This window comes from Mesorhizobium sp. L103C105A0 (genome assembly GCF_000502215.1).
Taxonomy (GTDB): domain Bacteria; phylum Pseudomonadota; class Alphaproteobacteria; order Rhizobiales; family Rhizobiaceae; genus Mesorhizobium.
In genome coordinates, this window is record NZ_AYXF01000003.1 from 469,175 (window position 1) to 493,491 (window position 24,317).

Annotated in this window: 23 protein-coding genes and 1 tRNA gene; 15 read left to right on the forward strand and 9 right to left on the reverse strand. The window is 62.0% G+C overall.

Translation table 11 applies throughout. From position 1 onward, the window contains the following. Positions 1-12 precede the first annotated feature (12 nt). A complete protein-coding gene (locus X727_RS151885; protein ID WP_023669402.1) occupies positions 13-1,137 on the reverse strand; it encodes a COX15/CtaA family protein in 1,125 nt (374 codons plus the stop codon). Positions 1,138-1,287: 150 nt separating this feature from the next. Here X727_RS151885 and X727_RS151880 point away from each other — a divergent pair, with 150 nt between their 5' ends. Beyond that, a complete protein-coding gene (locus X727_RS151880) occupies positions 1,288-1,503 on the forward strand; it encodes a DUF2842 domain-containing protein (RefSeq protein ID WP_023669401.1) in 216 nt (71 codons plus the stop codon). Positions 1,504-1,518: 15 nt separating this feature from the next. On the opposite strand, the gene X727_RS151875 is transcribed toward X727_RS151880, so the two are convergent. Then, positions 1,519-2,577 carry a polysaccharide deacetylase family protein gene (locus X727_RS151875; protein WP_023834213.1) on the reverse strand — a complete coding sequence of 353 codons (1,059 nt, stop codon included), beginning with the start codon at positions 2,575-2,577 and terminating at the stop codon, positions 1,519-1,521. A 91-nt stretch (positions 2,578-2,668) separates the two neighbouring features. Here X727_RS151875 and X727_RS151870 point away from each other — a divergent pair, with 91 nt between their 5' ends. Then, positions 2,669-3,898, forward strand: a complete 1,230-nt coding sequence (locus tag X727_RS151870) for a GNAT family N-acetyltransferase (RefSeq protein WP_023689477.1) — start codon at positions 2,669-2,671, stop codon at positions 3,896-3,898. Positions 3,899-3,901: 3 nt separating this feature from the next. On the opposite strand, the gene X727_RS151865 is transcribed toward X727_RS151870, so the two are convergent. Beyond that, the gene (locus tag X727_RS151865; protein ID WP_023669398.1) at positions 3,902-4,612 is read right to left on the reverse strand and encodes a GntR family transcriptional regulator; all 711 of its coding nucleotides are present in this window, start codon (positions 4,610-4,612) and stop codon (positions 3,902-3,904) included. Positions 4,613-4,876: 264 nt separating this feature from the next. Here X727_RS151865 and X727_RS151860 point away from each other — a divergent pair, with 264 nt between their 5' ends. From X727_RS151860 to X727_RS151835, 6 genes are all read left to right on the forward strand, one after another. Beyond that, on the forward strand, positions 4,877-5,977 hold the full coding sequence (locus X727_RS151860) for an ABC transporter ATP-binding protein (protein WP_023689478.1): 1,101 nt from the start codon (positions 4,877-4,879) through the stop codon (positions 5,975-5,977). Between the two features lie 35 nt (positions 5,978-6,012). Continuing rightward, positions 6,013-7,302, forward strand: coding sequence for a PotD/PotF family extracellular solute-binding protein (locus tag X727_RS151855; RefSeq protein WP_023689479.1), 1,290 nt, complete (start codon positions 6,013-6,015; stop codon positions 7,300-7,302). Positions 7,303-7,539: 237 nt separating this feature from the next. Further along, positions 7,540-8,451 carry an ABC transporter permease gene (locus tag X727_RS151850; protein ID WP_023834214.1) on the forward strand — a complete coding sequence of 304 codons (912 nt, stop codon included), beginning with the start codon at positions 7,540-7,542 and terminating at the stop codon, positions 8,449-8,451. Between the two features lies 1 nt (position 8,452). Next, complete coding sequence (locus X727_RS151845) at positions 8,453-9,271, forward strand: ABC transporter permease (RefSeq protein ID WP_023834215.1); 819 nt, start codon at positions 8,453-8,455, stop codon at positions 9,269-9,271. A 2-nt stretch (positions 9,272-9,273) separates the two neighbouring features. After that, positions 9,274-10,020, forward strand: coding sequence for an aspartate/glutamate racemase family protein (locus X727_RS151840; RefSeq protein ID WP_023682327.1), 747 nt, complete (start codon positions 9,274-9,276; stop codon positions 10,018-10,020). A gap of 5 nt (positions 10,021-10,025) precedes the next feature. Next, entirely contained in the window at positions 10,026-10,862 is an 837-nt protein-coding gene (locus X727_RS151835; protein WP_023834216.1) for a GNAT family N-acetyltransferase, read from the forward strand. Positions 10,863-10,960: 98 nt separating this feature from the next. Here the strand turns inward: X727_RS151835 and X727_RS151830 are convergent, their stop codons facing one another. After that, entirely contained in the window at positions 10,961-13,171 is a 2,211-nt protein-coding gene (locus X727_RS151830) for an exopolysaccharide transport family protein (protein WP_023821110.1), read from the reverse strand. Positions 13,172-13,435: 264 nt separating this feature from the next. Here X727_RS151830 and X727_RS151825 point away from each other — a divergent pair, with 264 nt between their 5' ends. The 4 genes from X727_RS151825 (at position 13,436) to X727_RS151810 (ending at position 18,026) form a co-directional block, all read left to right on the forward strand. Further along, a complete protein-coding gene (locus tag X727_RS151825; protein WP_023669390.1) occupies positions 13,436-13,999 on the forward strand; it encodes a polysaccharide biosynthesis/export family protein in 564 nt (187 codons plus the stop codon). A 7-nt stretch (positions 14,000-14,006) separates the two neighbouring features. After that, positions 14,007-15,137, forward strand: a complete 1,131-nt coding sequence (locus tag X727_RS151820; RefSeq protein ID WP_023669389.1) for a glycosyltransferase — start codon at positions 14,007-14,009, stop codon at positions 15,135-15,137. An 85-nt stretch (positions 15,138-15,222) separates the two neighbouring features. Then, on the forward strand, positions 15,223-16,758 hold the full coding sequence (locus X727_RS151815) for an undecaprenyl-phosphate glucose phosphotransferase (RefSeq protein WP_023834217.1): 1,536 nt from the start codon (positions 15,223-15,225) through the stop codon (positions 16,756-16,758). Beyond that, the gene (locus X727_RS151810; RefSeq protein WP_023743601.1) at positions 16,755-18,026 is read left to right on the forward strand and encodes an O-antigen ligase family protein; all 1,272 of its coding nucleotides are present in this window, start codon (positions 16,755-16,757) and stop codon (positions 18,024-18,026) included. Before X727_RS151815 ends, X727_RS151810 begins: the two co-directional genes overlap by 4 nt. A 37-nt stretch (positions 18,027-18,063) precedes the next feature. Here the strand turns inward: X727_RS151810 and X727_RS151805 are convergent, their stop codons facing one another. Next, positions 18,064-19,047, reverse strand: a complete 984-nt coding sequence (locus X727_RS151805) for a glycosyltransferase (protein WP_023743602.1) — start codon at positions 19,045-19,047, stop codon at positions 18,064-18,066. A 48-nt stretch (positions 19,048-19,095) separates the two neighbouring features. After that, positions 19,096-20,064 carry a glycosyltransferase gene (locus tag X727_RS1000000166405; RefSeq protein ID WP_084569958.1) on the reverse strand — a complete coding sequence of 323 codons (969 nt, stop codon included), beginning with the start codon at positions 20,062-20,064 and terminating at the stop codon, positions 19,096-19,098. 145 nt (positions 20,065-20,209) lie between these two features. Here X727_RS1000000166405 and X727_RS151790 point away from each other — a divergent pair. Continuing rightward, positions 20,210-20,286 (forward strand) — tRNA-Pro (locus X727_RS151790). A 289-nt stretch (positions 20,287-20,575) separates the two neighbouring features. On the opposite strand, the gene X727_RS151785 is transcribed toward X727_RS151790, so the two are convergent. Further along, entirely contained in the window at positions 20,576-20,821 is a 246-nt protein-coding gene (locus X727_RS151785; protein ID WP_023834219.1) for a hypothetical protein, read from the reverse strand. A 100-nt stretch (positions 20,822-20,921) separates the two neighbouring features. On the opposite strand from X727_RS151785, the gene X727_RS151780 reads away from it, so the two are divergent. Together X727_RS151780 and X727_RS0133920 are read left to right on the forward strand one after the other, a co-directional pair. Then, on the forward strand, positions 20,922-21,128 hold the full coding sequence (locus X727_RS151780; protein ID WP_023834220.1) for a hypothetical protein: 207 nt from the start codon (positions 20,922-20,924) through the stop codon (positions 21,126-21,128). A 93-nt stretch (positions 21,129-21,221) separates the two neighbouring features. Next, on the forward strand, positions 21,222-21,515 hold the full coding sequence (locus tag X727_RS0133920) for a hypothetical protein (protein WP_023834221.1): 294 nt from the start codon (positions 21,222-21,224) through the stop codon (positions 21,513-21,515). A 520-nt stretch (positions 21,516-22,035) separates the two neighbouring features. On the opposite strand, the gene X727_RS1000000169610 is transcribed toward X727_RS0133920, so the two are convergent. Beyond that, complete coding sequence (locus X727_RS1000000169610; protein WP_023834223.1) at positions 22,036-22,164, reverse strand: hypothetical protein; 129 nt, start codon at positions 22,162-22,164, stop codon at positions 22,036-22,038. A 168-nt stretch (positions 22,165-22,332) separates the two neighbouring features. Next, the gene (locus X727_RS151775; RefSeq protein WP_023834224.1) at positions 22,333-24,309 is read right to left on the reverse strand and encodes a hypothetical protein; all 1,977 of its coding nucleotides are present in this window, start codon (positions 24,307-24,309) and stop codon (positions 22,333-22,335) included. Positions 24,310-24,317: the final 8 nt, after the last annotated feature.

The window sequence follows — 24,317 nt, forward strand, 5'->3', positions numbered from 1 at the left end:
TCGCGAAATAGATTATTGCGACGGCCAAGACACCGTAGACGATGTACCTGCGTTCATGGGCGGCCGCGTTGGCAGTGGATAGGCGCCCTTGTTGCCGCGCCAGTGGGCGGCGGCAAATCCCAGCAGGACCAGCGCGAAGGCCTGATGGGTCAGCGCCATGTGCAGCGGCACCTGCATCAGCAGCGTGCCGATGCCGATCGAGGCCTGCACCAGCACCAGCAGAAACAGCAGCGTTGCGCGGCGTGCGTGTGTCGTGCCCGGCAGCCGCCGGCGCGTCGCTATCATATGCCAGAGCGCGATGGCAAAGACCGTATAGGCGCCGAGCCGGTGGACGAACTGCACCGTCTTCGGGTTCTCGAAGAAATTGCGCCAGGCCGGTTCGAGCAGCAGCAGCTCGCCGGGGATGATCTTGCCGTCCATCAGCGGCCAGGTGTTGTAGCTCAGGCCGGCGTCGAGCCCTGCGACCAGCCCGCCGAGATAGATCTGGACCAGCGCCAGCAGCACGATGAAACCGGCCAGTCTTTGCGTCGACCGGCCGGCGGCAGGCTCCGAATGCGGCGCCAGCCCGCGCGCGACCACCATGGTGGCAGTGAAGATCAGGGCGGCAAGCGTCAAATGCGTCGCCAGCCGGTACTGGCTGACGGAGACGCGGTCGACCAGGCCGGAGGCCACCATCCACCAGCCGATGGCGCCTTGCAGGCCACCAAGCAGCAGAATACCGACCAGCTTTGGCCCAAGGCCGCGCTCGATGCGGCGCGTCGCCCACAAGACCAGCAACGGCAGGCCGAAGACCAGGCCGACACTGCGCGCCAGGATGCGGTGCGCCCATTCCCACCAGAAGATCGATTTGAAGGCGTCCAGGCTCATGCCCTTGTTGAGCTCGGCATATTGCGGAATCTTTTGATAAAGCTGGAATTCCTCCTGCCACTCCGCGTCATTGAGCGGCGGTATCACACCGTGGATCGGCTTCCACTCGGTGATCGACAGGCCGGAATTGGTGAGCCTGGTGGCGCCGCCGACCAGCACCAGCGCAAACAGCACCAGAAGCACGACATACAGCCAGCCGCGCACCAGCGCCCGATTTTTCAAGTCGCGATCGCGGTCAATGTAAGGCGCGGCGGCTGATATGGCGGCCATGGTTGGTCCCGGCAGGTTGACGTGGCGGATTGGTGAACCATCGCAACCCGGCTGACAAGACCGGACGGCGCGGCACGCCGTCGCGCCGCATCTCCCGGGTTGCACAGGCGCGCGGTTGGGCCTAAGCGGAGGCGATCAACGAGAACGCTCATGCCCATCCGCCTGAAAAAGCTGATCGGAACTTTCCTGCTGGTGGCGCTGGTCATCATCTATGCGCTGGTCGCGTCGATCATAGCGGTCGCGCAGCTGTCGCAATCCAGCCCGCTGGTGCACTTCCTGTTCTTCCTGTTCAGCGGCCTGTTCTGGGTGCTGCCTGCGATGGGCATCATCAAATGGCTGATCCTGGAGCCGCCGCCGAAAGGCTGAAGAGCCCGCCCCAGGTTAGATGGTGACCACCATTTTGCCGGCATTGGCCAGCGGCGTCGTTAAGCCCGACAACATGGTGCGGATATGGGCGACGCTCTGGTAGCGGCCGTTGATCGAAATGCGCGGCAGCGCGTGCAGGAAGCCGGCGTGCTCGGCGTGCAGCACGCCGTGGCGAGTGGTCACCGCCGAGGCGAAGCCGGCGTCGCGGGCAAAGCCCACTTCGCGGCAGCCGACAGCGCTGGCGTAACCATAGGGGTAAGCGAGATGACGGGGGTCTTCGCCGAGCTGCGCCTGCAGTTGGCGCCTGACGTCGACGATCTCATGGCGCGCATCGCCTTCGTCGAGCCGCTTCAGATTGCGGTGGTTGACCGTATGCGCGCCGATCGTCACCAGCCTGTGCCCGGCCACGGCGCGGATATCGTCCCAAGTCATCAGCGTGCTTGGGCGCAAGCCATCGAGGTCGATGCCGTTCGAGCGCGCCAGATCGCGCAGCACAGCGCGCTGATCCTCCTCGCGCACCTCGAGCGTCAGATAGGCATGCAGACGCGCATTGGCGTGGAGTTTCTTGCCGTGGGTCGAGCAGTCGATGGTCACCGGCCCCTTCGGCGTCGCCAGCGTCAAACGCTCCCGCGCGTTGACGATATCCTCGACCACGTCCCACCATAAATCGGCGCTGCCGTCGATCAGACCCGGCGCGACATAGATGGTGATCGGCGCGTCGTGCTTTTCCAGCACTGGCAGCGCTTCGGTCATGTTGTCGCGATAGGCGTCGTCGGCGGTGATGGTGGCGAACTGGCCGTCCTTGCCGCCGGCCTTGATGCGCTCGATCGCCTCGTCGAGGGTGACGAAGGCATAGCCCCTCGCCTTCATGTCGGCGACGAGAGCGTCGAGGAATCGCGGGGCGATGTTGAGGTGGCGGTTGACGCCGTCCGGCTTCTCCGGCGTGGCGGTGACCCGATGCAACATGAGGATTGCGCCAATGCCGCCGACGAACGGCTTGGCCAGCGGTGCAAGGCCGGTAAAGCGGGCGATATTAAGCGCCAGTTTCCGAACTGCCTCACCACCGTCGATCATTCATTCACCTTTTGCGCCTAGGCTCGATCCAAGCACGGAACGCGCCGACGCGAACTCCTGATCGCGACGAATACGCCTTAAGGATTGAGGTATGGTTGACGCCACCGCGTCATTTGACGGCAATCGGCTCGCCGCAAGCAAGGCGTCTGCGCGTGCGCCGGCTGCCGACCAGACCAGTCTGTCGGTGTCGATCGCAGATGCTGCCGCGCTCGCCTCTTACGGCGAATTCTGCCGTTCGGCGCTGTTTGCGCCGGCGCAAAGCGCGGCCTGGGTTCATGCCTGGACGGCGCAGGCCAATCCCGATGCGGTCGTCGCCACGCTGACAATCGAGGATAGGCCGGTCTTTGCACTGGCACTGCAAATCACGCGAACTGGTCCATTCCGCGTCGCCCGCTTCATGGGCGGGCGCCATGCCAACGGCAATTTCGCCGCCGCCGATCCGGCATGGCTGGCAAAGGCCGATGCCGGGGGGATCCGCAGGCTGGTGACGGCGATCGGCAAGGCGCGCCCCGACATCGATCTCGTTGCCTTGGAAAGGCTGCTCCCCGACCTCGATGGCGTTGCCAATCCGCTGGCGGCGTTCTCCAACTTTCCGAGCCCAAACCTGTCGCTCGCCGTCAATCTCGACGGTGGTTTCGATGTGCTGCTGTCGCGTGTGGGCGGCAAGCGCAAGCGCAAGAAGCACCGTTCGCAGACACGCAAGTTCGAGGCGGTCGGCGTTCATCGCCGCATCGAGGCGCAGACACCGGAAGACGTGAACCGGCTGCTCGACGCTTTCTTCGAGATGAAGGAGTTCCGCTTCGCCAAGATGGGCATCGCCAATGTCTTCGGCGAGCCGGAGGTGCGGGCTTTCTTCCGTGCCCTCTTCGCCGGCGCGCTGGCCGAGGAGAAACCGGCCTTTGTGCTGCATGGGCTCGAAGTGGCCGGCAAGCTGCGCGCAATCACCGGCTCGAGCCGCTCGGGCAAACGCCTGATCTGCGAATTCGGCGCCATCGCCGAGGACGATCTCGGCCACACCAGCCCCGGCGATTTCCTTTTCTTCGACATCATCGAGGAAGCCTGCCAAACAGGCTTCGATGTCTATGATTTCTCGGTCGGCGACGAGCCCTACAAGCGGCTCTGGTGCGATATCGAGACCCAGCATTTCGAGGTGCTGGCGCCCCTGACGCTGAAGGGACGCGCCCTGGCGTCGGCGCTGCGGCAGGGCGCACGGGCGAAAGCCTTCATCAAGAACAACCCGACGGTCTGGAAACTGACCAAGATGCTGCGCCGCAAGGCCGCCGGACAGGCAGCGCCCGCTCCCACGGACGACGAAAACTAGCGTTCAGAAATTCAGCGCTTCGCGGAGCGCCGGGCCGGCCCTGACCCGCAGGTCGAGATCCGCCTCGATGTGGTCGATATGGTGCAGCATCAGCCGGCTCACCAACCCGCAATCGCCGCTCTCCAGCGCGCCGACCATTTCCGTGTGCTCACTGTGCCCGCAGGCCGACACGCCGGATCGTCCGTAAAGGGCGATCACCAGCGACGAACGCGCCACCAGCTCCTCCATGAAGCGCTGCAGGATGGCATTGCCGGCGACGGAGGCGAGCAGCAGATGGAAATCGCCCGACGCCTTGATTTCGGAGCGCCGCGCGGTTGGGCCGCGCTCGGCGATGAAGCGGCCTTCCTCGTCGAGCTGCGCGCGGAACGCAGCGATATCGGTGGCTGTGACCCGCCCACAGGCGGCAATGGCGATGCCCGGCTCGATCAGCCGGCGCGATGCGAACACCTGGCGCGCTTCCTCGGGCGAAGGGTTGGCGACGAAGGCGCCACGGTTGCGCTCGGTACGCACCAGCCCCTCGAAGGACAGCATCTGCAGCGCCGCGCGCGCGACGGTGCGCGAGACGTCAAACAGCGTGCCGACCTCGCCTTCCGACAGCTTGGTGCCGGGCGTCAGCCGACGGTCGACGATGGCGTCCCGCAGATTGTCGCGAATCGCCTGGGCGCGATCCTGGTTGGCGCTGTCGGCGGAATGGATCTGATCGGCAATGTTCATGGCGATGATGGTTCCCAGCCTCTTCTAGCGCAACTCGTCGCCTGCGCACGAGAGGCAAAGTGGACACGAAGCCAAAAAAGATTGCATACGATTCTTGTGCAGATCGCGCACAATCGCCCATAATTTGTGCAATGCACAAGATAGCCTACCGGCTAGGCAGTGGGCAAGAACCCCGATTTTTCTGTCGATTCAAACGCTTGGGCCGATTGCCGCCGATTGGCACGCATAATGCATTGGTTAATGCGACCAAACGGGGAAGCCTGAATGTCCAAAGCCGCCGAGATCGACATCGTCTCCGTTTCGAAAGTGTACGGAACGACGACTGCCGTCGAGGCCATCAGCCTGAAAATACCGGCAGGCACCTATTGCTGCCTGCTTGGCCCCTCCGGCTGCGGCAAGACCTCGACGCTGCGCATGATCGCCGGCCACGAAAGCATTTCGTCGGGCGATGTCCGCCTCGGCAACATTGTCGTCACCGACCTGCCGCCGGCAAAGCGTGGCACGGCGATGATGTTCCAGTCCTATGCGCTGTTTCCGCATCTCGACCTTGTCGACAATGTCGCCTTCAGCCTGAAGATGAAGGGCGTCGACAAGGAGCAGCGCCGTGCCAAGGCGCTCGACATGCTCAAGCTGATGCAGATGGAGGCCTATGCGACGCGCCGGCCGGCGCAGCTTTCCGGCGGCCAGCAGCAGCGTGTTGCACTCGCCCGCGCTCTGATCACCGATCCCGAGGCGCTGCTGCTCGACGAGCCGCTGTCGGCACTCGACCCGTTCCTGAAGATACGCATGCGCGCCGAGCTGAAGAAATTGCAGACCTCGCTCGGCATCACCTTTGTCCACGTCACCCACAGTCAGGAGGAGGCCATGGCATTGGCGGACCTGATCGTGGTGATGAATGACGGCCGCATCGAACAGGCTGCGCCGCCACGAGATGTGTTCGAAAGGCCGGCCACCGCCTTCGTCGCGCGCTTCATGGGCGACCACAATGTCATCTCCGGCCGGGTCACCGGCGCGCGCGACGGCATGGTCGTCTTCGACGTCAATGGTGGCGCCTCGCTCGCCGCCCGCGGGCAAGGCCGGGAGGCGGGCCAGGAGGTGGGCACGCCGATCGACATCGCCATCCGCACCGACCATGTGCGCATCGGCGAAGCACCCTCTCCCGGCCTCGGCTTCACCGGCATCGTCTCCAACATCGAATATCGCGGCGCCACGGTGAAGCTGTCGGTCACCGGCGGCGGCATCGACGATTTCACCGTTATCATCGACGATTCCGACTTCTTCGCCAAACCCGTCGCCCTTGGCGACGCCGTACCGCTCGCCTGGGATTCCGAGGACGCCATCGTCCTCGGCCGCCTTCATTCATGAATTCAACGAAGCAAAACAAAAACAGGGAAATAAGAATGACAAAAACAGTAGAAACAAAGACCGGAATTTCGCGCCGTTCGTTGCTCAAGACAGGTGCGGCCGCCGTCGGCCTCGCCGCAGGCTCGGGCGCCATTACAGGCTTCCCGACCATCTGGGCGCAGTCCAACATCACGCTGCGCCAGTTCGGCACCGGCGTGTCGAACCTGAACGCGATCGCCGACAAGTGCAAGGCCGACCTCGGCATCACGCTGGAAATGACGGCGACCGATTCGGACGCGGCCGCCCAGCGCGCCGTGACCCAGCCCGACAGCTATGACATCGCCGACATCGAATACTGGATCTGCAAGAAGGTGTTCCCGAGCGGCGTGCTGCAGCCGATGGATGTCAGTAAGCTTAAATACTACGACGAACTGGTGCCGTTGTTCAAAACCGGCAAGCTGACGCCCGACAGCATCATTGCCCAGGGCACCGCGCCGCACACGGTCGGCTATGTCGAAGCGCAGGACTCAAAGACCTTCGCCAAGGCGCCGACCAAGTGGTTCACCATGGTGCCGACGATCTACAACGCCGATACGCTAGGCATCCGGCCCGACCTCGTCGGCCGCGACATCACCACCTGGGCCGACATCATGGACCCGGCCTTCAAGGGCAAGACCGCGATCCTCAACATCCCGTCCATCGGCATCATGGATGCGGCCATGATCATGGAGGCCACAGGCAACATCAAATATGCCGACAAGGGCAACATGACCAAGGAAGAGATCGACAAGACGATCGACTTCCTCATCAAGGCCAAGCAGGCCGGCCAGTTCCGCGCCTTCTGGAAGTCGTTCGACGAGAGCGTCAACCTGATGGCATCGGGCGAAGTGGTCATCCAGTCTATGTGGTCGCCGGCCGTCGCTGCCGTGCGCTCCAAAGGCATCGCATGCCGCTTCCAGCCGCTCAAGGAGGGCTATCGCTCATGGGGCGGCGGCCTTGGCCTTGCCGCCCATCTCAAGGGCGCCGAGCTCGACGCCGCCTACGAATACATCAACTGGTATACGTCGGGCTGGGTCGGCGGCTATCTCAACCGCCAGGGCTACTATTCCGCCAATATGGTCTCGGCCAAGAAGTTCATGTCCGAGGACGAATGGGGCTACTGGATCGAAGGCAAGCCGGCCAAGGGCGAGATCAAGGCGCCGGACGGCACCGTCATGGAAAAGGCCGGCGCCGTGCGCGACGGCGGCTCGTTCGAAGAGCGTATGGGCAAAGTCGCCTGCTGGAACTCGGTCATGGACGAGGACCGCTACATGGTGAAGCGCTGGAACGAATTCATCGCGGCGTAGAGCGGACGCGTTCACTGTGATGTTGCGATCCTTCGCGCCCCCCTCTGTCCTGCCGGACATCTCCCCCACTTGGGGGGAGATTGGCAGCGTCATGGCCGGCTCTTCGTTAGCAACGTTGGAGTTTGGCGAAGGCCGTTATGAGAGTTCGATCTCCCCGCTCGTGGGGGAGATGTCCGGCAGGACAGAGGGGGGCGCGAAGGATCGCAAGTCATCGCGATCACGCGGAGGATTTTCCCAATGACAGTCGCGCTCGAACGCCCCGCCATCGCAGCAGCCAAGCCCGCCAGACGCCGCCGCGTCTCCCTTGGCGCCGTCACGCCCTATTTGCAATCGGCGCCGCTGGCGGTCATCCTCGGTGCGTTCCTGCTCTTGCCAATCATCATGATCGCCGTCGTCTCCTTCTGGGACTACGACTTCGCCGCCATGTATCCGGATTTCCTGACGACGAACTATTTCGACGTGCTGGGATCATGGGTCACCTGGAAGACCTATCTCAGCACCATCAAATTCGCTGCCATCGTCTGGGCCCTGACCTTGTTCATCGGCTTCTGGGTGGCCTATTTCCTCGCCTTCCATATCCGCACCACCGCCATGCAGATGGTGCTGTTCCTTGTCTGCACGGTGCCGTTCCTGACCTCCAACATCATCCGCATGATCTCGTGGATCCCGGTGCTTGGCCGCAACGGGTTGATCAACTCGGCGCTGGTGCAGTTGGGGCTGGTGCCAAAACCCATCGAATGGCTGCTCTATTCGGAATTCGCCGTGGTGTTGGCCATGGTGCATCTCTACACGCTGTTCATGGTAACGCCGATCTTCAACACGTTGATGCGCATCGACCGCTCGCTGGTTGAGGCCGCGCGCGATGCCGGCGCGTCCGGCTGGCAGGTCTTGTGGAACGTCGTCATCCCGCTGGCCAAGCCCGGCATGGCGATCGGCACCATCTTCGTCGTCACGCTGGTGATGGCCGATTTCTCCACCGTGCAGGTGATGTCGGGCGGCCAGAGCGCGTCGGTCGCACTGATGATGAAGAACCAGATGTCGCTGCTGCAGTATCCCGCAGCCGCCGCCAATGCCGTGGTGTTGCTGGTGTTGGTGCTCTTGATGGTCGCCGGCATCCTGCGCATCGTCGATATCCGCAAGGAGCTCTGAGGTGAGCCACGAAAAACGCACCCTCGATTTCTATGTGCTTGCGGTCTTCTTCACTCTGTTCGTGCTGTTCCTCTATGGCCCGCTGTCGGCGATCCTGATCCTTTCTTTCCAAGGCGAGACCGGCGGCCTCACCTTCCCGCTCAATGGCATGTCGCTGCACTGGTTCGCCAATCTGTTCGAGCGCCAGGCGGTCGGCGATTTCGGCGGCAGCTTCAAGCGCTCGCTCGTGCTCGGCCTCATGGTGATGATCGTCACCGTCGTCGTGTCGCTGCTGGCAGGGCTCGCTTTCCGGCAAAAATTTCGTGGCGCCACCGCTTTGTTCTACCTGGCGGTCGCCAGCCTCGTCGTACCCTCGATCATCATTTCGCTCGGCATCGGCGTCGTCTTCCAGCAGGTCGGCTTCCGCCCGGCCTGGTACACATCGGCCTTCGGCGCGCACCTGACCTGGACCTTGCCCTTCGGCGTGCTCATCATGTTCGCCGTCTTCAACCGCTTCTCGCCCGCCTATGAGGAAGCAGCGCGTGACCTGGGCGCCAACTCCTGGCAGACCTTCGCCCATGTCGTGCTGCCGATGATCGCGCCGAGCCTGATCGGCGTCGGCCTGTTCGGCTTCACGCTGTCCTATGACGAGTTCGCCCGCACGCTGATGACGTCGGGCACCTTCAACACGCTGCCGCTCGAGATCTACGGCATGACCACCAATGTCACGACGCCGGTGCTCTATGCGCTGGGCACGGTGACCACCGTGTTCTCCTTCCTGGTGATCCTGGCCACACTGGGCGCCATCCTCTATGTCGGCCGCAAGCGGGCCAGGGTTTGATCGTGCAGATACTGGTGGTGAACCCCAACACGACGGCGAGCATGACCGAGACGATCGCGGCGGCGGCGCGCGCCGTTGCCGGCGCCGGGACCGAGGTGATCGCGGTCACCTCCTCGATGGGTCCTGCCTCGATCGAGGGCTATTATGACGAGGCATTGGCCGTGCCCGGCCTTTTGATGGAGATCGCCGCCGGCGAACGTGCCGGGGCTCAGGCCGCCATCATCGCCTGCTTCGACGATACCGGCCTGGATGCGGCACGCGCCATGGCCTCCATTCCGGTCATCGGCATCTGCGAGGCCGCACTCAGTGTCGCCTCCTACATTGCCCAGCGCTTCACAGTGGTGACGACCACCGAACGCTCGCGTGTCCCTGTCGAGGGGCTGGTGCACCGCTACGGCATGGCCGGGCGTGCCCGCGTGCGCGCCGCCGACATTCCCGTACTCTCGCTTGAAGACGCTGCTTCCGGCGCTGTCGAGAAACTGCGCGCCGAGATCGCCCGCGCCATAGCGGAAGACCGCGCCGAGGCCATCGTGCTCGGCTGCGCCGGCATGGCCGACCTGGCACACCGGCTGCAGCAAGAGTTCGACCTGCCCGTCATCGACGGCGTCGGCGCCGCCCTCAAACAGGCCGAGGCGCTGATCGCATTGGGCCTGTCGACCTCGAAGCGCGGCTCCTATGCCAGTCCGCTGGCCAAGCCCTATCGCGGCGTGCTGAAATCCTTCTCGCCGGGGGTGGTCGCCGCGGAGTGAACGCTATGAAGCCTACCGTCCGCGCATTGTCTCCGCCGGAACTGACCGTTCTCATCGACTGGGCGGCGGCTGAAGGCTGGAACCCTGGCCTTGATGATGCCGCCGCGTTCCGGCCAACCGATCCTGAAGGGTTCATCGGCGCTTTTGTCGACAACGAGATGACCGCCGCCATCTCGGCTGTCGCCTATGGCGGCAACTTCGGTTTCATCGGTCTCTACATCTGCCGACCAGACATGCGCGGCAAAGGCCATGGCAAAGCAGTCTGGAATGCGGGCATGGCCAGGCTGGCCGGCCGAACGGTCGGCCTCGACGGGGTCGCCGCGCAGCTGGCGAATTATCGCCGCACGGGATTCAGCTCGGCGTACGAAACCATCCGCTTCAGCGGCCGTATCGCGACCCCGCCCGTCCGAAGCGAAGGGGTGCGCATGATAACCACGCAACTCGTGCCCGACATCATCGTCTATGACGCCCGCTGTTTCCCCGCGCCTCGACGAGCCTTCCTGCACCGCTGGGCGCAGCCGCCGCATTGCGGGTTCGCCGCGATCAGTTCACTCGGCACCATAGGCTACGCCGTGGCTCGTCCCTGCCGTTCGGGTTACAAGATCGGCCCGCTGTTTGCCGACGACACCGAGACGGCGATGCAGCTCATGGGCAGTCTGGCTGCCGCATGCGAAGGTGGCGACCTGCATATCGACGTTCCTGCCGAAAATTTCGATTTCACCACGGCGCTTTCAGCAATTGGTTTCAGCCCGACCTTCACCACCACGCGCATGTACAAGGGCCCGCCTCCGAAGGTCGACTCGCGCCGAATATTTGGCGTGACGACCCTGGAGTTGGGGTAGATCCCGGCGCCGACTGACAGGCTTGGTTTTTCGGGAGCCGGCGGGCGATGGACGAGCCGATCCGTAGTAGCGCCGCCTAAGTCGAATTGTCTGATGTCTCAGGCGGCGCTACGTCGTCCCGGCACGGGGTTACCCGGCGTCTCGTGGCCGATCGGCGTCACCAGAGTGAGGTCGGGATAGCCGCTTTCGATCAGCTCGACGGCGGCCTGCGCCACCTCATCGTCCGCCTGCAGCATGGACATGAAGACCTCGGTGCTGTCGCCGACCAGTCGGCTGATGCCTTGCGCATCGGCCGGTCCGCATTCGACGATGACCAGATCATAGGCGGTGGTCAGCGACTGCATGATGATCGGCAGCCGGTCGGCGGCGCGCATGGCGCGAACCGGATCGGCGGTGCCGACGGGAACGACATGGCAGTCCGAATAGAGGTCGGCGTGGATGACGTCGCTGAACTGCGCTTCCGAAGCCAGCAGATTGGTGATGCCGGGGAAAAGTCCGCTGTCCAGCATCGGCCGCGAGGCGGCACCTGACGCCGTGAGATCGAGCAGCAGCACGCGCAGGCCAGCGTCGGAGACTTCGCGCGCTACCAGCACTGCCGATGCAGCCGCCTCATCGCCTTCGGGCGACACGAAGATGGCGCGCGCAGCACCGCTGGCGATCAGCTTTTCCGCCGCCTTCTCGACATCGATCTCGCCAAGGCTGGAGCGGACAGGTTCGGCTTGCGGTTCGGAACCGGCAGCCGCTGCTCCTTCCAGCACTGAAGGAGCCGGCTCGGGCTCTGGCACCAGTTCAGACTCCACGGTCGTCGGCTGATCGTCCACTTCCACGACCTCAGGAGCCGGTTCCGGGTGGACGACCGGCGCCGACATTGCCGACATCGCAACCTGCTCGATACGCTCGAAGCGCGCCCCTGGGGCCGGACGCATGGCGCGGCCGGAAAACAGCTCCTGCAGCAGCGTGATGACCGACATCAGCAGCAGCGAGCCGACTAAGGCGGCGCCGACGATCGGCACGAGCTTGGGGAAATAGGGTTCCGACGGCACGCGCGCCTCGGAAAACACGCTGGCATCGACCGGCAGGTAATTCTTGCGCGAGGACACTTCGCGGAAGCTCGCCATATAGGATTCAAGCTGCTGGCGCCGGACGTTCGCCTCGCGCTGCAGCGCATCCAGCTGGACCTGCTCCTCGCCGGCCCGCGACGACGCCGCTTTCAGCTTGTTGACGTCCGATATCAGCTGGTTTTCGCGCGCCTGGGCGGTCTGCGCCTGCGTCAGCAACCCGCGCATGATTTTTTGCGCTTCGTTGCGGATCTGGCCGTCGAGATCGGCAAGCTGCGACCTCATCGCCCGCAGGCGGGGATGGTTGTCGAGCAAGGTGGTGGAAAGATCGGCGATGTTGGTTCTGAGCTCGATCTGACGCTCACGCAGCCGCTGGATCAGATCGGAAGACAGCACTTCGGGTACAGCGTCCAGCGAACCGCCATTCTGCAAAGCCTGGCGCACCCTTTCGGCCGTCGCCTCGGCCGAAGCGCGGCTGGCGCGCACACGCGACAGTTCGGTCGATAGCTCGGACAATTGCTGTGTCGCCAGCACCGAATTGTTGCCGCCCATCAACAGGTCCGACTGGGCGGAACGGAAGGCCGCGACCTTGGCCTCTGCATCCCTGACCTGCTTCTGCAGATCGTCGATTTCCGGCCCGAGGAAGGCGGTCGCGGCGGCGTTCGACTTGGTCTTGGCGTCCGCCTGATAGGCCAGGTAGGCCTTGGCGATGGCGTTCGGAATGTCAGCGGCAAGCTGGGGATCTTCAGAGGAAAATTCGACGGCGATGACGCGGGTCTTTTCCACGCCATAAACATTGAGCTTGTCGCGCATCTTCGTCAGCACGCGCTCTTCGAGCGGAATTTCTTCCGGATCGCTCTTCAGCCCGGCAATGACCAGGAGCCGGGTGACCGGCGACATGCCGAGCGCATAGTTGAACTCGGGCTTGTCGCCCAGCTTAAGGTCGGCAGCCACCTGCTTGAGAATGTCGGACGAGGAAATGACCTGAACCTCGGTTGCTACACCTTCCGCATCGAGCACAGGTTTGTCGTCTTCATTGGTGCCGGCAGGCCGCGTATAGGCCGATTCGCTCAACTGGATTTTCAGCTGCGTCGTGGCCTTATAATGCGGCGTGGCAAGCCACGCGAACGCGAAGGCGAGACCAGTGACGAGAAGCGTGATCACAAGAATGCGCAGCCAGTTCCGCGCCAGGCTGGCGAAGAGCTGTCTCAGGTCGACATCGACATCTGCGGCCGCGGACTGGTCGGACATGCATTCCTGCTCCGGACATGAGGCTAGATGGTAGCGTAAACAACTATGGTAACTCAGCCGTTAAGATCGCGGTAAGCAGCTGTTAGGGTTTGCTGACATCCGGTAAACAAAGCCAGCAAAACTATACGGCTTTTTGTCGATTGCCGCCAAATCGGCCGCGTCCCTTTACCGGCCATTAACCCTAACAGGATGATAACGAACCCAGATCCTTAAGGTTTGCCGCCGTGTCCTGGCGGCCATAGCGACGAAGGTGTGTGTCCGATCATGAAAAGCGCTGCTGGTCTGTTTCGCGCTCTGCTGGCCGTGTCGATGCTCGCCGGCTGCTCCAGCTACCGGCCGACGCCGGCGGCCTTCCACGAGGTACTCGACCAGCCCTATCGGCTCGGCGCCGGCGACCGTGTCCGCGTCACCGTGTTCGAACAGGACGGTCTGACCAACACCTACAGTGTCGATCAGTCCGGCTACATGTCCTTCCCGCTGGTCGGCGCGGTGCCGGCGCGCGGCCACACGGCCCAGCAGCTGGAAAAAGCGCTCGCCGACAAACTGCGCCAAGGCTATCTGCGCGACCCCGACGTGTCGGTCGAGATCGATCGCTACCGGCCGATCTTCGTCATGGGCGAAGTGGGCGCCGCCGGCCAGTATTCCTACGTGCCGGGCCTCACCGTGCAGAAGGCCATCGCGATTGCCGGCGGTTTCTCGCCGCGCGCCAACCAGGAAAGCGTCGACATCACCCGCGACATCAACGGCAAGGTGATGACAGGCCGGGTGGTTACCTCCGATCCGCTGCTGCCGGGCGACACGGTCTACGTTCGCGAACGCCTGTTCTGACATCAACGTGGCGGACCAGCTCAGGATCGTCCACTGCTTTCGCTCACCCGTCGGCGGGATCTTCCGGCATGTGCGCGACCTGACGGAGGCCCAGCTCGCCGCCGGACATGTTGTCGGCATCGTCTGCGATTCGACCACCGGCGGCGAATACGAGGAACGCCTGTTCGACCAGATGAAGGACAGCCTGGCGCTCGGCATCCATCGCACGCCGATGCAGCGCCATGTCGGGCCGGGCGACTTCGCCTCGGCCTGGCGTACCTATCGAATCATCAAGGAATTGCGGCCGGACGTGTTGCACGGGCACGGCGCCAAAGGTGGCGCCTATGCCCGTCTGTTCGGCTCATTGTTGCGGGTATCTAGGTCTCGCGTAGCCCGCCTCTATTCGCCGCATGGCGGCTCCCTCCACTATGACGAAACGACGACGACCGGGAAGCTGTTCTTCGCGCTCGAGCGCTTCATGGCGCGCTTCACCGACTGCCTGCTGTTCGTCTCCGACTATGAGCGGCGCACCTATCGCAAGAAGGTCGGCGAACCGCCTATCCCGAACACGCTGGTCTATAACGGCCTGCGCGCCGCCGAGTTCGAACCGGTGGTCGCACAGCCCGACGCAGCCGACCTGCTCTACATCGGCATGATGCGCGACCTCAAAGGGCCTGACATTTTCATCGAGGCGCTGGTGCTGGCCGGGTCCCAGCTTGAGCGCCGCTTGACCGCGGTCATGGTCGGCGATGGCGACGACCTGCCGCGCTACCATGCGCAGGTGAAACGGCTGGGCCTCGAAAAACAGGTCCGCTTCTTGCCGCCTATGCCAGCCAGGGAGGCATTTTCGCTGGCCGATCTGGTCGTCGTCCCCTCCCGCGCGGAAGCCATGCCCTATATCGTTCTGGAGACGCTAGCGGCCGGCAGGCCGATGATCGCCACGGCCGTCGGCGGCATTCCCGAAATCTTCGGTGAGGGATCCCCTGCCCTGATCCGTCCCGATCCGCGCCAACTCGGCGACAAGGTGGGTGAAGCGCTGCGCGATCTCGACGCCTACCGGCGCGTCATGCCCGATACGGCCAGCCTCAAGGCGCGATTCGGCGCCGATGTGATGGCCGCCGAAATCGAAAAGGCCTATTTCGCCGCGCTTAACAGATAGACGACCCTCCAAAACCACAAGTTGTCTCAAGGTTTTTTTAGCTCTCTTTCTGCTATCGTCATCGCGGAAGCTTGTGGGAAACCCGATGAACGAGACCGACCCCACGCGCCGCTTTTCGGCCGATGCGGTGCACAAATTCGACAGTCCTGCCGAGAGCCCCACGCCCGGCGGCATGAACAGTGTTGCCCGCCAGGTCGCCTCGCAATACCGGCGCGATACGATGTCGCCGGTCATGGTCAGCGGCGTATTGCGCATAGGCGAATTCGGCTTGCTGTTCCTGTCGGGGCTCGCGCTCTACTTCCACTTTGTCGGCTTCTTCAACTATCTCGCCTGGCAATATCCGCTGACCATTGCCGCGGCGTCATTCGTGGCCGTGGTGCTGCTCGACGTCAGCGATTGCTACCAGATCTCCGCCTTGATGCGACCGATCTCCAATCTCGGCCGCGTGCTGATGGTCTGGGCCGGCACCTTCGCGCTGATGGCGCTGACGGCCTTCATCATGAAAATGTCGGAGGATTATTCGCGTCTGCTGTTCGGCACCTGGTTTGTCGTCGGCCTGCTTCTGCTGTTCGGCCTCAGGCTGGTGATGTCGAAGCTGATCCGGCGCTGGGCGCGCAACGGCCGCATGGAACGCCGCGCCGTCATCGTCGGCGGCGGCAAGGCGGCCGAGATGCTGATCCGCTCGGTCGAGAAGCAGCCAGACAACGACATCCGTATCTGCGGCATCTTCGATGACCGCGGCGACAAGCGCTCGCCGCCGATCGTGGCCGGCTATCCCAAGCTCGGCACCATTTCGGAGCTGATGGAATTCGCCCGCATCGCGCGCATCGACATGCTGATCGTGTCGCTGCCGCTGACTGCCGAAACGCGCGTGCTGCAACTGCTGAAGAAGCTGTGGGTGCTGCCGGTCGACATCCGGCTCTCGGCGCATTCCAACGCGCTGCAGTTTCGCCCGCGCGCCTATTCCTACATCGGCTCGGTGCCGATGCTCGACATCTTCGACAGGCCGATCAACGACTGGGATTCGGTCGCCAAGCGCGCCTTCGACATCGTCTTCTCGCTGATCGGCATCATCCTGTTTTCACCGGTGATGCTGGCGACTGCCATCGCCATCAAGCTCGACAGCAAGGGTCCGGTGCTGTTCAAGCAGAAGCGGCACGGCTTCAACAATGAGATCGTCGAAGTCTACAAATTCCGCTCCATGTATACCGACCGCTCCGACCCGACCGCCAAGCAGACGGTGACCAAGAACGATCCGCGCGTCACCCGCGTCGGCCGCTTCATCCGCAAGAGCTCGATCGACGAGCTGCCGCAGTTCTTCAACTCGCTGTTCGGCACGCTGTCACTGGTCGGTCCGCGCCCGCATGCGATTGCCGCGCAGTCGCACAACCTTCTCTACAATGAGGTGGTCGACGGCTATTTCGCCCGCCACAAGGTCAAGCCCGGCGTTACCGGCTGGGCGCAGATCAATGGCTGGCGCGGCGAGATGGACACCAATGAGAAGATCCGCATGCGCACGGAATACGACCTCTATTACATCGAGAACTGGTCGATGCTGTTCGATCTGCGCATCCTGCTCATGACGCCGCTGCGGCTGCTCAACACGGAAAACGCCTATTGAGCGCGATTTCCCATGATGTGCCGCAGGCTGCGGTCAATGCCAAGCTGATCGGGCTGATATCCTCCGGCGCGGTGTTTTTCGGCGTCTTCCTGTCAGGCTTCGTCATCGACGAACCGGCGCCCTACGATCTTTTCATGCTCGGGCTGATCGGGGTGTGGGTGCTGTTTGGCCTGCGCATATCGCGCGCCGCCGTGCCGCTGCTCGTGCTGCTGATCACGATGAACATCGGCGGCATGATTGCCATGACGCAGATGGCCGATCTCGCCAACACACCGCTCTATCTCGCCGTCTCGCTGTTTCTCGCGTTCACCGCGGTGTTCTTCTCGTCGGTGACGGCGGTGCAGCCCGGCCTCTACCGGCTGATCTTCATCGCCTATGTCGTCTCCGCGGTGGTGACCTCGCTGCTCGGCATTGCCGGCTATTTCCACGCTTTCCCGGGCGCTGAAATCTTCACCAGATACGACCGCGCCCAGGGCGCCTTCCAGGATCCGAACGTGTTCGGGCCGTTCCTGGTGCTGCCCGGCATCTATCTGCTCTATCTGCTGTTGACCGGCTCAATCGCGCGCATGCCGCTTCTGGCGGTGCCGCTGCTGATCATCACCGCGGGCATCTTCTTTTCGTTCTCGCGCGGCGCCTGGGGCATGTTCGCCGTCTCGGCCATCCTGCTCACCGGCGCCCTGTTCCTGCAAAGCAACAGCGGCAAGTTCCGGCTGCGCGTCATCATCATGACCATTGCCGCCGTCACCCTGCTGGTGGTCGCCATGATCGTCATTCTGCAGCTGCCCGGCGTCGGCGAGATGTTTTCCAGCCGCGCCCAGCTGGAACAGAGCTACGACACGGCGCGCCTTGGCCGCTTCGCCCGCTACACGATCGGCTTCGAGATGGCGCTCGAATATCCGCTCGGCATCGGCCCGCTGGTGTTCGGCACCATTTTTGGCGAAGACACGCACGACATCTGGCTGAAGACGTTGATGGATTATGGCTGGCTCGGCTTCGTCTCGTTCCTGTCGCTGACGCTGTGGACGATCGCCGCCGGCTTCCGCATCCTTTTGCGCGACCGGCCATGGCAGCCCTATCTGCTCTGCGCCTACGTCGCTTTCATCGGCAATATCGGGCTCGGCACCTTCATCGACATCGACCACTGGCGCCATGTCTACCTGCTGCTCGGCCTGATCTGGGGCGCGATCGCGCTGGAATACAGGCATCAGCGCGGGTTGCGGGCGGTGGCTGCAATCCGAACCGATGGGAAAGCCGCCGAGTTCGGATGACTTCGCCTTCGGAACGAATTGCGACCGACGATTTCTTCTATCTCGCGATACCGGTCACCCGCTCGGGATACCGCACTGCCAGCATCGATTTGTTGGCGTGATCGGCAAAGATGGCGCTGACCTTTTCGGCGTCGAACCGCGCCCTGCGTTTGCGCTTCTCGTCGTTCAACAAGATGCCGCTGATGGCATCGAACTTGCGGCCAAAATTCTTCATCAACCCTCTCTTGACCGGCCAGCTGCGGCTGAAGCGTCCGGCCCAGGGGGTGCCTTTCGCCAGGTCGCGATAGACAGCCATGGCGTCGACCTCGACACCGACTGGCCGAGGCTCCCAAGGTTTGCCCCACGCGAAGTGCCGCGCATAGCACCTGCTGAAAGGGAGCTGGCTGCTGTAGTTGGTCATCACGTTCCAGAACGGGTGCATCGTCTGCCATCGGCCTTCGAAGGCCACGTTCAATGCGCCCTGATCCATTCCGTAGACATGCTCGGACGCCAGCTGCCGCGTGCGCTCCAGAAGCCCCTCAGCCCTGAGCAGGGGCATGTTGAAGAGAAGAACGCCGGCGTTGAATTTCGGCGCTCCAGGCTGCATCGGCAGATGTTGCCTGTACTTTGCATCGAAGTAACTCTGCTCGTCGTGAGCGGCCAGCAACGGTGCATTGAGCGGGGTGCTGCAGAGATCGGCTATCGATCGGTTGAAAAGCACGTCGGCGTCTGAATAGGCGATGCGGTCGTATGGCTCGAATTCAGGCAATTGATCGGCAAACAGCCTGATGTAGGTCGCAAGGGTGGGATGCGTTCCACGGTTGAAGTTCGTCGCCTCCATGAATTTCGTCACGTCGATGATGCCGATCCTCCCATCGAGCAAACGCTCACCGGCAGACCGGTCGTCACCGGGAATGACGCCGGTGTGCAAAATAAAGCCGTCGACGGCGCCGGACAAATCCAACACACGGCGCGCCGCCAAGCAGGTGTACGGAAAATACCTTTGATCGGCGGCGAAAAAGAAGCATGGCTTTTGCGACACAGTCTAATTCTCCTGCCCTGCGCCTTACGGATCAAAGTCGCGAATGTCTCAAGCGAAGCCGCCGAGTATTTCAGGAAATTGCACGGCCATCGCACCGGCAAGGGCATGCTCGGCATATATCCTATGCACCTTGCTCCCATCATACCTTGCCCGCCGCCGATACCGATCCTTGTCAGGCAACATCCCCATGATGCCGTCGAACCTGCGAGCGAATCGCCTCATGACGCCTCGCTCGAAGGGAATGCGCTGCCGGAAGGGCTGGAGCCAGGGCGTATCCCTTGCCAGACCGCGCCAGACGGCAAGCGCCTCAAGTTCCACGTCGACCTGGCTCCCCCACGGCTTGCCGCCGGCGAAATGCCGGGCATAGGCTTGGGCGAACCGAAATTCCTTCGTATCGTTGGACATCAAATTCCAGTTCGGATGCATCGTCTGCCACTTGCCCTCGAAGACGATGTTCAGCGCGTTCTGATCGTTCATCTGCCCGGCAACGGCGACATCTCTGGCGCGGTGCAAAAGTCCCTGTTCACGCACCAGCGGCATGTTGAAGACGATGATGCCGGCATTGAAGTAAGGCGCTCCCGGCTGCATCGACAATTTGTGCCGGTAGCCCGGGCGGAAGTACATATAATCGTCATGGGCGGCCAACAATGGGGCATGAAGTGTCTGGCCCAACAGGTCACCTATATCCCGATTGAAGAGGACATCACAATCAACATGGGCGATGCGGTCATAGTCCGCGAACTGAGGCAGTTGGTCGGCGAAAAGCCGAACAAAAGTGCCGACATTGCTTGGCCGGAAAGTATGACCGGCCTGCGCAAACAACGCCGACACGTCCATTATGCGAAGGCGATTCTTCAGCAGGCGTTCAGCAACACGCATATCGGCATCGCGTGCGCCGAAATGCAGGATGAAGCCTGGCGTTGCGTCTCCCGAAACGTCCAGAATTCTGCGCGCCGCCAAGCATGCATATGGGAAATAGTTGGCGTCGGCCGCTAGAAAAAAACAGGAATTTGCCACGCGCAATCCTTCTTATCGGTATTGGGCAAGCCATACCGTCTTGGCGTTGCGCCGACAAGGCCGGATGCCTCGCGACTTTTCCGGTCCAACGCGCCGTTTTAACGCTTGCACCATACCCCTTGAAAATATATGGCTTTGCGCGGTCCGGAGTGTAGCGCAGCCCGGTAGCGCACTTGACTGGGGGTCAAGGGGTCGTCGGTTCGAATCCGGCCACTCCGACCAAACAAAACAACGACTTAGCTGCTTCCCCCAGAGGTGGCTATAAAGTTTCTAGCCACATTGTAGCCAGCTACGATGAAGAAGCCCCGCCGCTGCGGGGCTGACTGATTCCGTTGTACATCACTCTACGTGGAACCTGCAGACTGCGAGAAGGTTGGGTCTGGTGACGGCGGAGCATTTGCCCGTCCCTCAATAGGCAATGCCGGGTCTCGTAAACCCTCATTCGTCGTCACACCTCACATTACGAAAAACCCCGCCGAAGCGGGGTTGTCGTTCGCGAATCGTAGAGCGTTCAGGCGGCCAGCAAAATCTCGCCGGCCAGGTACTCCTCGTCGGCGGCAAGCGCCGCAGGAACGAGCCGGCTGCCGTGGACGATGACAAATGCTGCTTCGTCATCATAGATGCGCTCCACAACGTAGAGGCCTCGACCGCACGGGCCAGCCAGGATGTGCCCAAGCCACTCGCCGTCCGTTACACACTGGCGAAGGGCAAAGTGTGGCACGCTCACCGCTTCCACATTAACTGTCATCGCATTCATTCTAGGCTCCTCGTTGATTCATAGTGGCGTTTTCGCTACTATGTAAACAATACAACTGGAAATCGCCACGTCAAGGCGTTTTCGCTACGGAGAAGCGATTATGTCGCCAGCACAATGCAGAATGGCCAGGGCCGCACTCCTGCTTGGGGTCAGAGAGGTGTCGAGATTGGCCGATGTGTCGACAAACACAATAACCCGGTTTGAGAAAGGCGAGGAGCTTAAGCCTCGTACAATTGCGGCCATTCGCGCGGCGCTCGAGGCGGCCGGCGTCGAGTTCATTAACGGCACGGGCGTCAAGCTGCGCTAGATCAGGCCAGACAACCTGTGCAACTCCACAGGTTGCCATGGAGCGCGGAGCTCTGGCAGTTTCCAGCCAAACGCCAGCAAGGAGGATTTACAAATGGCGCGCACGCAACGGCTGATGAAGGCCAGCGAGATCCCTGCTTTTGTCGATCGCGTAATTAGGGCCGGTTGCGATATCTGCGCCATTGGGGATGACATGTACGTCCTCGGCGAATTCGAGGAGCAGGACGCGGCAGAGGAGGAGCTGGAGAGGATCGAGGAAGAGTTCGGAGATCGTGATTTTTTGCTGCTTGAGATCGTCGCGTATTTGAAATCGATCGGCCGGCATATCGATCCCAAATCGCCCATGGATACCTGGTACGGGAACGAAGGAAATCGCAGGATGCACTAGATGCGCCGTATTAGCTGCGGCTTGAGTTGCTTACCCGTTTTGTGGCCTTACCAAATTGGTATTTGGTAATGAGATCAATGGCTTGACTCCCTAGAAGAGCCATGTATTCCATCGCGGCATGGATGACAAAGTCTACACGCTAACAGAAGCTGCGGAACGCCTTCGGCTAACCAACCGCGGCGTTGCGAAAATAGCGCGACGGCATGGCTTGTGCATGGTGACCGGTAGGAAACTGCTGTTCACCGAACGCGATATAGAGGCCATCTTAGACACGATGCGGGCCGCTCCGGCCGAGCCGCGGCGGGGCACAAGATGGCAGAGCCATTCCGATTATCAAACGTCCATGCATCTGATGGAACTGACCCGCAAAAAGAAACTGCGGACGTAAAAAGCGCGCCTCAGCGACTACGCCAGGACGCGCTCCGAACTCAAGGCGTCAAGTTCCGGCTTTCCAAAACCAGCACGCCCGATCCGGCATGCCGCAGGTAGAATAGGTCGGCCTACCGGCGGCGACAAGGCTTTAAATCTCGGCCGCAGCCACAAAGAAGGCGTCCACCTCAGCTTCGCCAAGTCCCAGCGCCGCAAAACCAGCCGCCATCATTGGCTCAGTGCGAACGAAGGATCCGCTGTATTCATAGGCGATCTGCACCGCTCGACTCTGAGAGGCAACGAGGCATCACTTTCAATGCTTGCGATAGGAACCGCTAGGCCGCGATACGTGAACAAGCCTCCCGGCAAGTGGGACCACAGAGTCCCGTTCCTGTCACGGCTACGGAGTGTTTCTGCACCGCAACGGTGCCATCGTGGTAGATAGCCATTAAGTCATTCCCCTCTGCTTGGCTTCCCGCAGCGCTTTGACGACGTTCATGGTGAAGTCTTTTTGGTACGCTTTCAGCGCTGCCGTAACCTCATCGCCTGCGCCCTTTTGGGCGTTCGGCATGTTGATCGTCGGATTGAAGCTGACGCTTACCGCCTGGTCGCGGCCGCCGCCTACGGCCTGTATCGAGGGCACGCGCGGTATCACCTGCGAACCGCGGGGCAGGTTCAGAAGCTCAGGCCCGCGCTCGCCAACGATCGCAAAACCGCCTGGGTGGTTATCCGTGCCGTTCGCATAGCCGGGAATGCCAAGCATCTGGGCGAATCCGCCCGGCGTCGGATTGAAAGATGACCCGCCGCCACCGGTAAACATGCCCAAGATGCTACCAAGGATACCACCACCGCCGCCGGCGTTGCTGGCCTGCATGATGGAATCGATCAGATCGTTCTCGATCTTGTCGATGATCTTGTCGAGTGCGCTCTCAGCGATGTTGGCAAAGTCCTGCCAGTCCAACTTACCGTCGTCCAACGCGCCGCGGAGATCATCAAAGACACCCTTCAGCACATCGCGCTGCAGGGCTTGCATTCCCTGCGCCTTGCGCAACTCCTCAGCCTGCTTTGCATAGGCATCCGAGACCGAATTAATAGCGGCGACCTGGGCAGGCGAAAGCTGCACGTTCTGCCAGTCGGCATCGCCCTTTTTGCGAGCTTCCTCGCGAACCTGCTTGAGCGCGGTTTGCTCGAGATCGAGTGCAACCCTGCGTTTGGTCTGCGCCTCGAATGACAGACCGAGCGTTGCGATTTCTTCGTTCAGCGCCGCAGTGTGATCTCGGACCGTCTGGAGATCCTCCGCAAATCGATCGTTGGCGGTTTTAGGCGTAAACTTGGATCCGGAGCTTTTCGCGCCGCCGCCTCCGCTAGGCGGAATGATCGTGGCCTTGCGGCTGGCATCGCCGTAACGGGCCTTCAGTTGTGCAACCAATGCGTCATCCGCCTTGGTAACCTCGCCGCCGAATGCCTGCGCAATGCGAACGTCTACCGCTCCGGGCTTGTCACCTTTGCCCAAACCCGTAAGCACGTCTCCGGGCTTACCAACGAGCGACCCGACAAGAGCGCCGCCAAGCGCTGCGTTTTTCCGCTGTTCGTGTTCCAAAAATATTTTATTGAGGCCATCCATGCCCTCGATGGCGGTGAGGATTGCCGACTGCGAACTGACCGCGAAGCGGTGCCATGCGGCGTCCCAACGGTCGCCCATCTCCTCGGCCCGCCGCAGCAATTGCTCATCTATGGCACCGCCAGCGTCGTCGGCGGCCTTTTTCATGTTGACGATGCCCTGCGCGCCATCGTTGAGACCGACCAGCATGGCAGCGCCACCCTTGCCGAAAGCCTCGGTGACCAAGAGCATTTTTTCTTGCTCGGACGCCGCGTTCTTGATCAAGTCCGCATAGTCAGCGAGCAATTGCTCGGACGTTTTGATATGGCCGTTCTGGTCGCGGATCGCGATTCCGTTGGCCTTCAGGATTTCAGCCAGGTGGCCGCCGCTTGTCGCGGCTTCGCCGATATTCTTCGAGAATTTATCCATTGCGGATTCAAATTCAGAGGCCTCGACGCCGGCCTGCGAGAAGCCGAACGACAACTGCTGCAACGCCGTGGTTGTCAAACCAATGCGGTCGGCCGTGTCTACCAAGTGTGACGCGTTGTCGATCGCCTTCAGCGCCTGTTCCACCAGCGCAATAGGCCCCAGTGCAGCGATAGCACCCGCGCCAATTCCCTTGAAAAAATCGAGATAGTTACCCTTGATCCCGCTACCGATGCCGGCAAACGAAGCGTTTAGTCGCTCCGTCAGTTTCTTGCCGCGGTTTTCGATGTCGTTAAACCGGTCGTTTACGACCTTTTTCGCTTTCTCCATCGCCTTCTCAAGCTTGTCCACCCGGGCGATGACGTCGACGGCGAGCGTCTTTGATTGGTCGTTGGCCACGCGGCCTC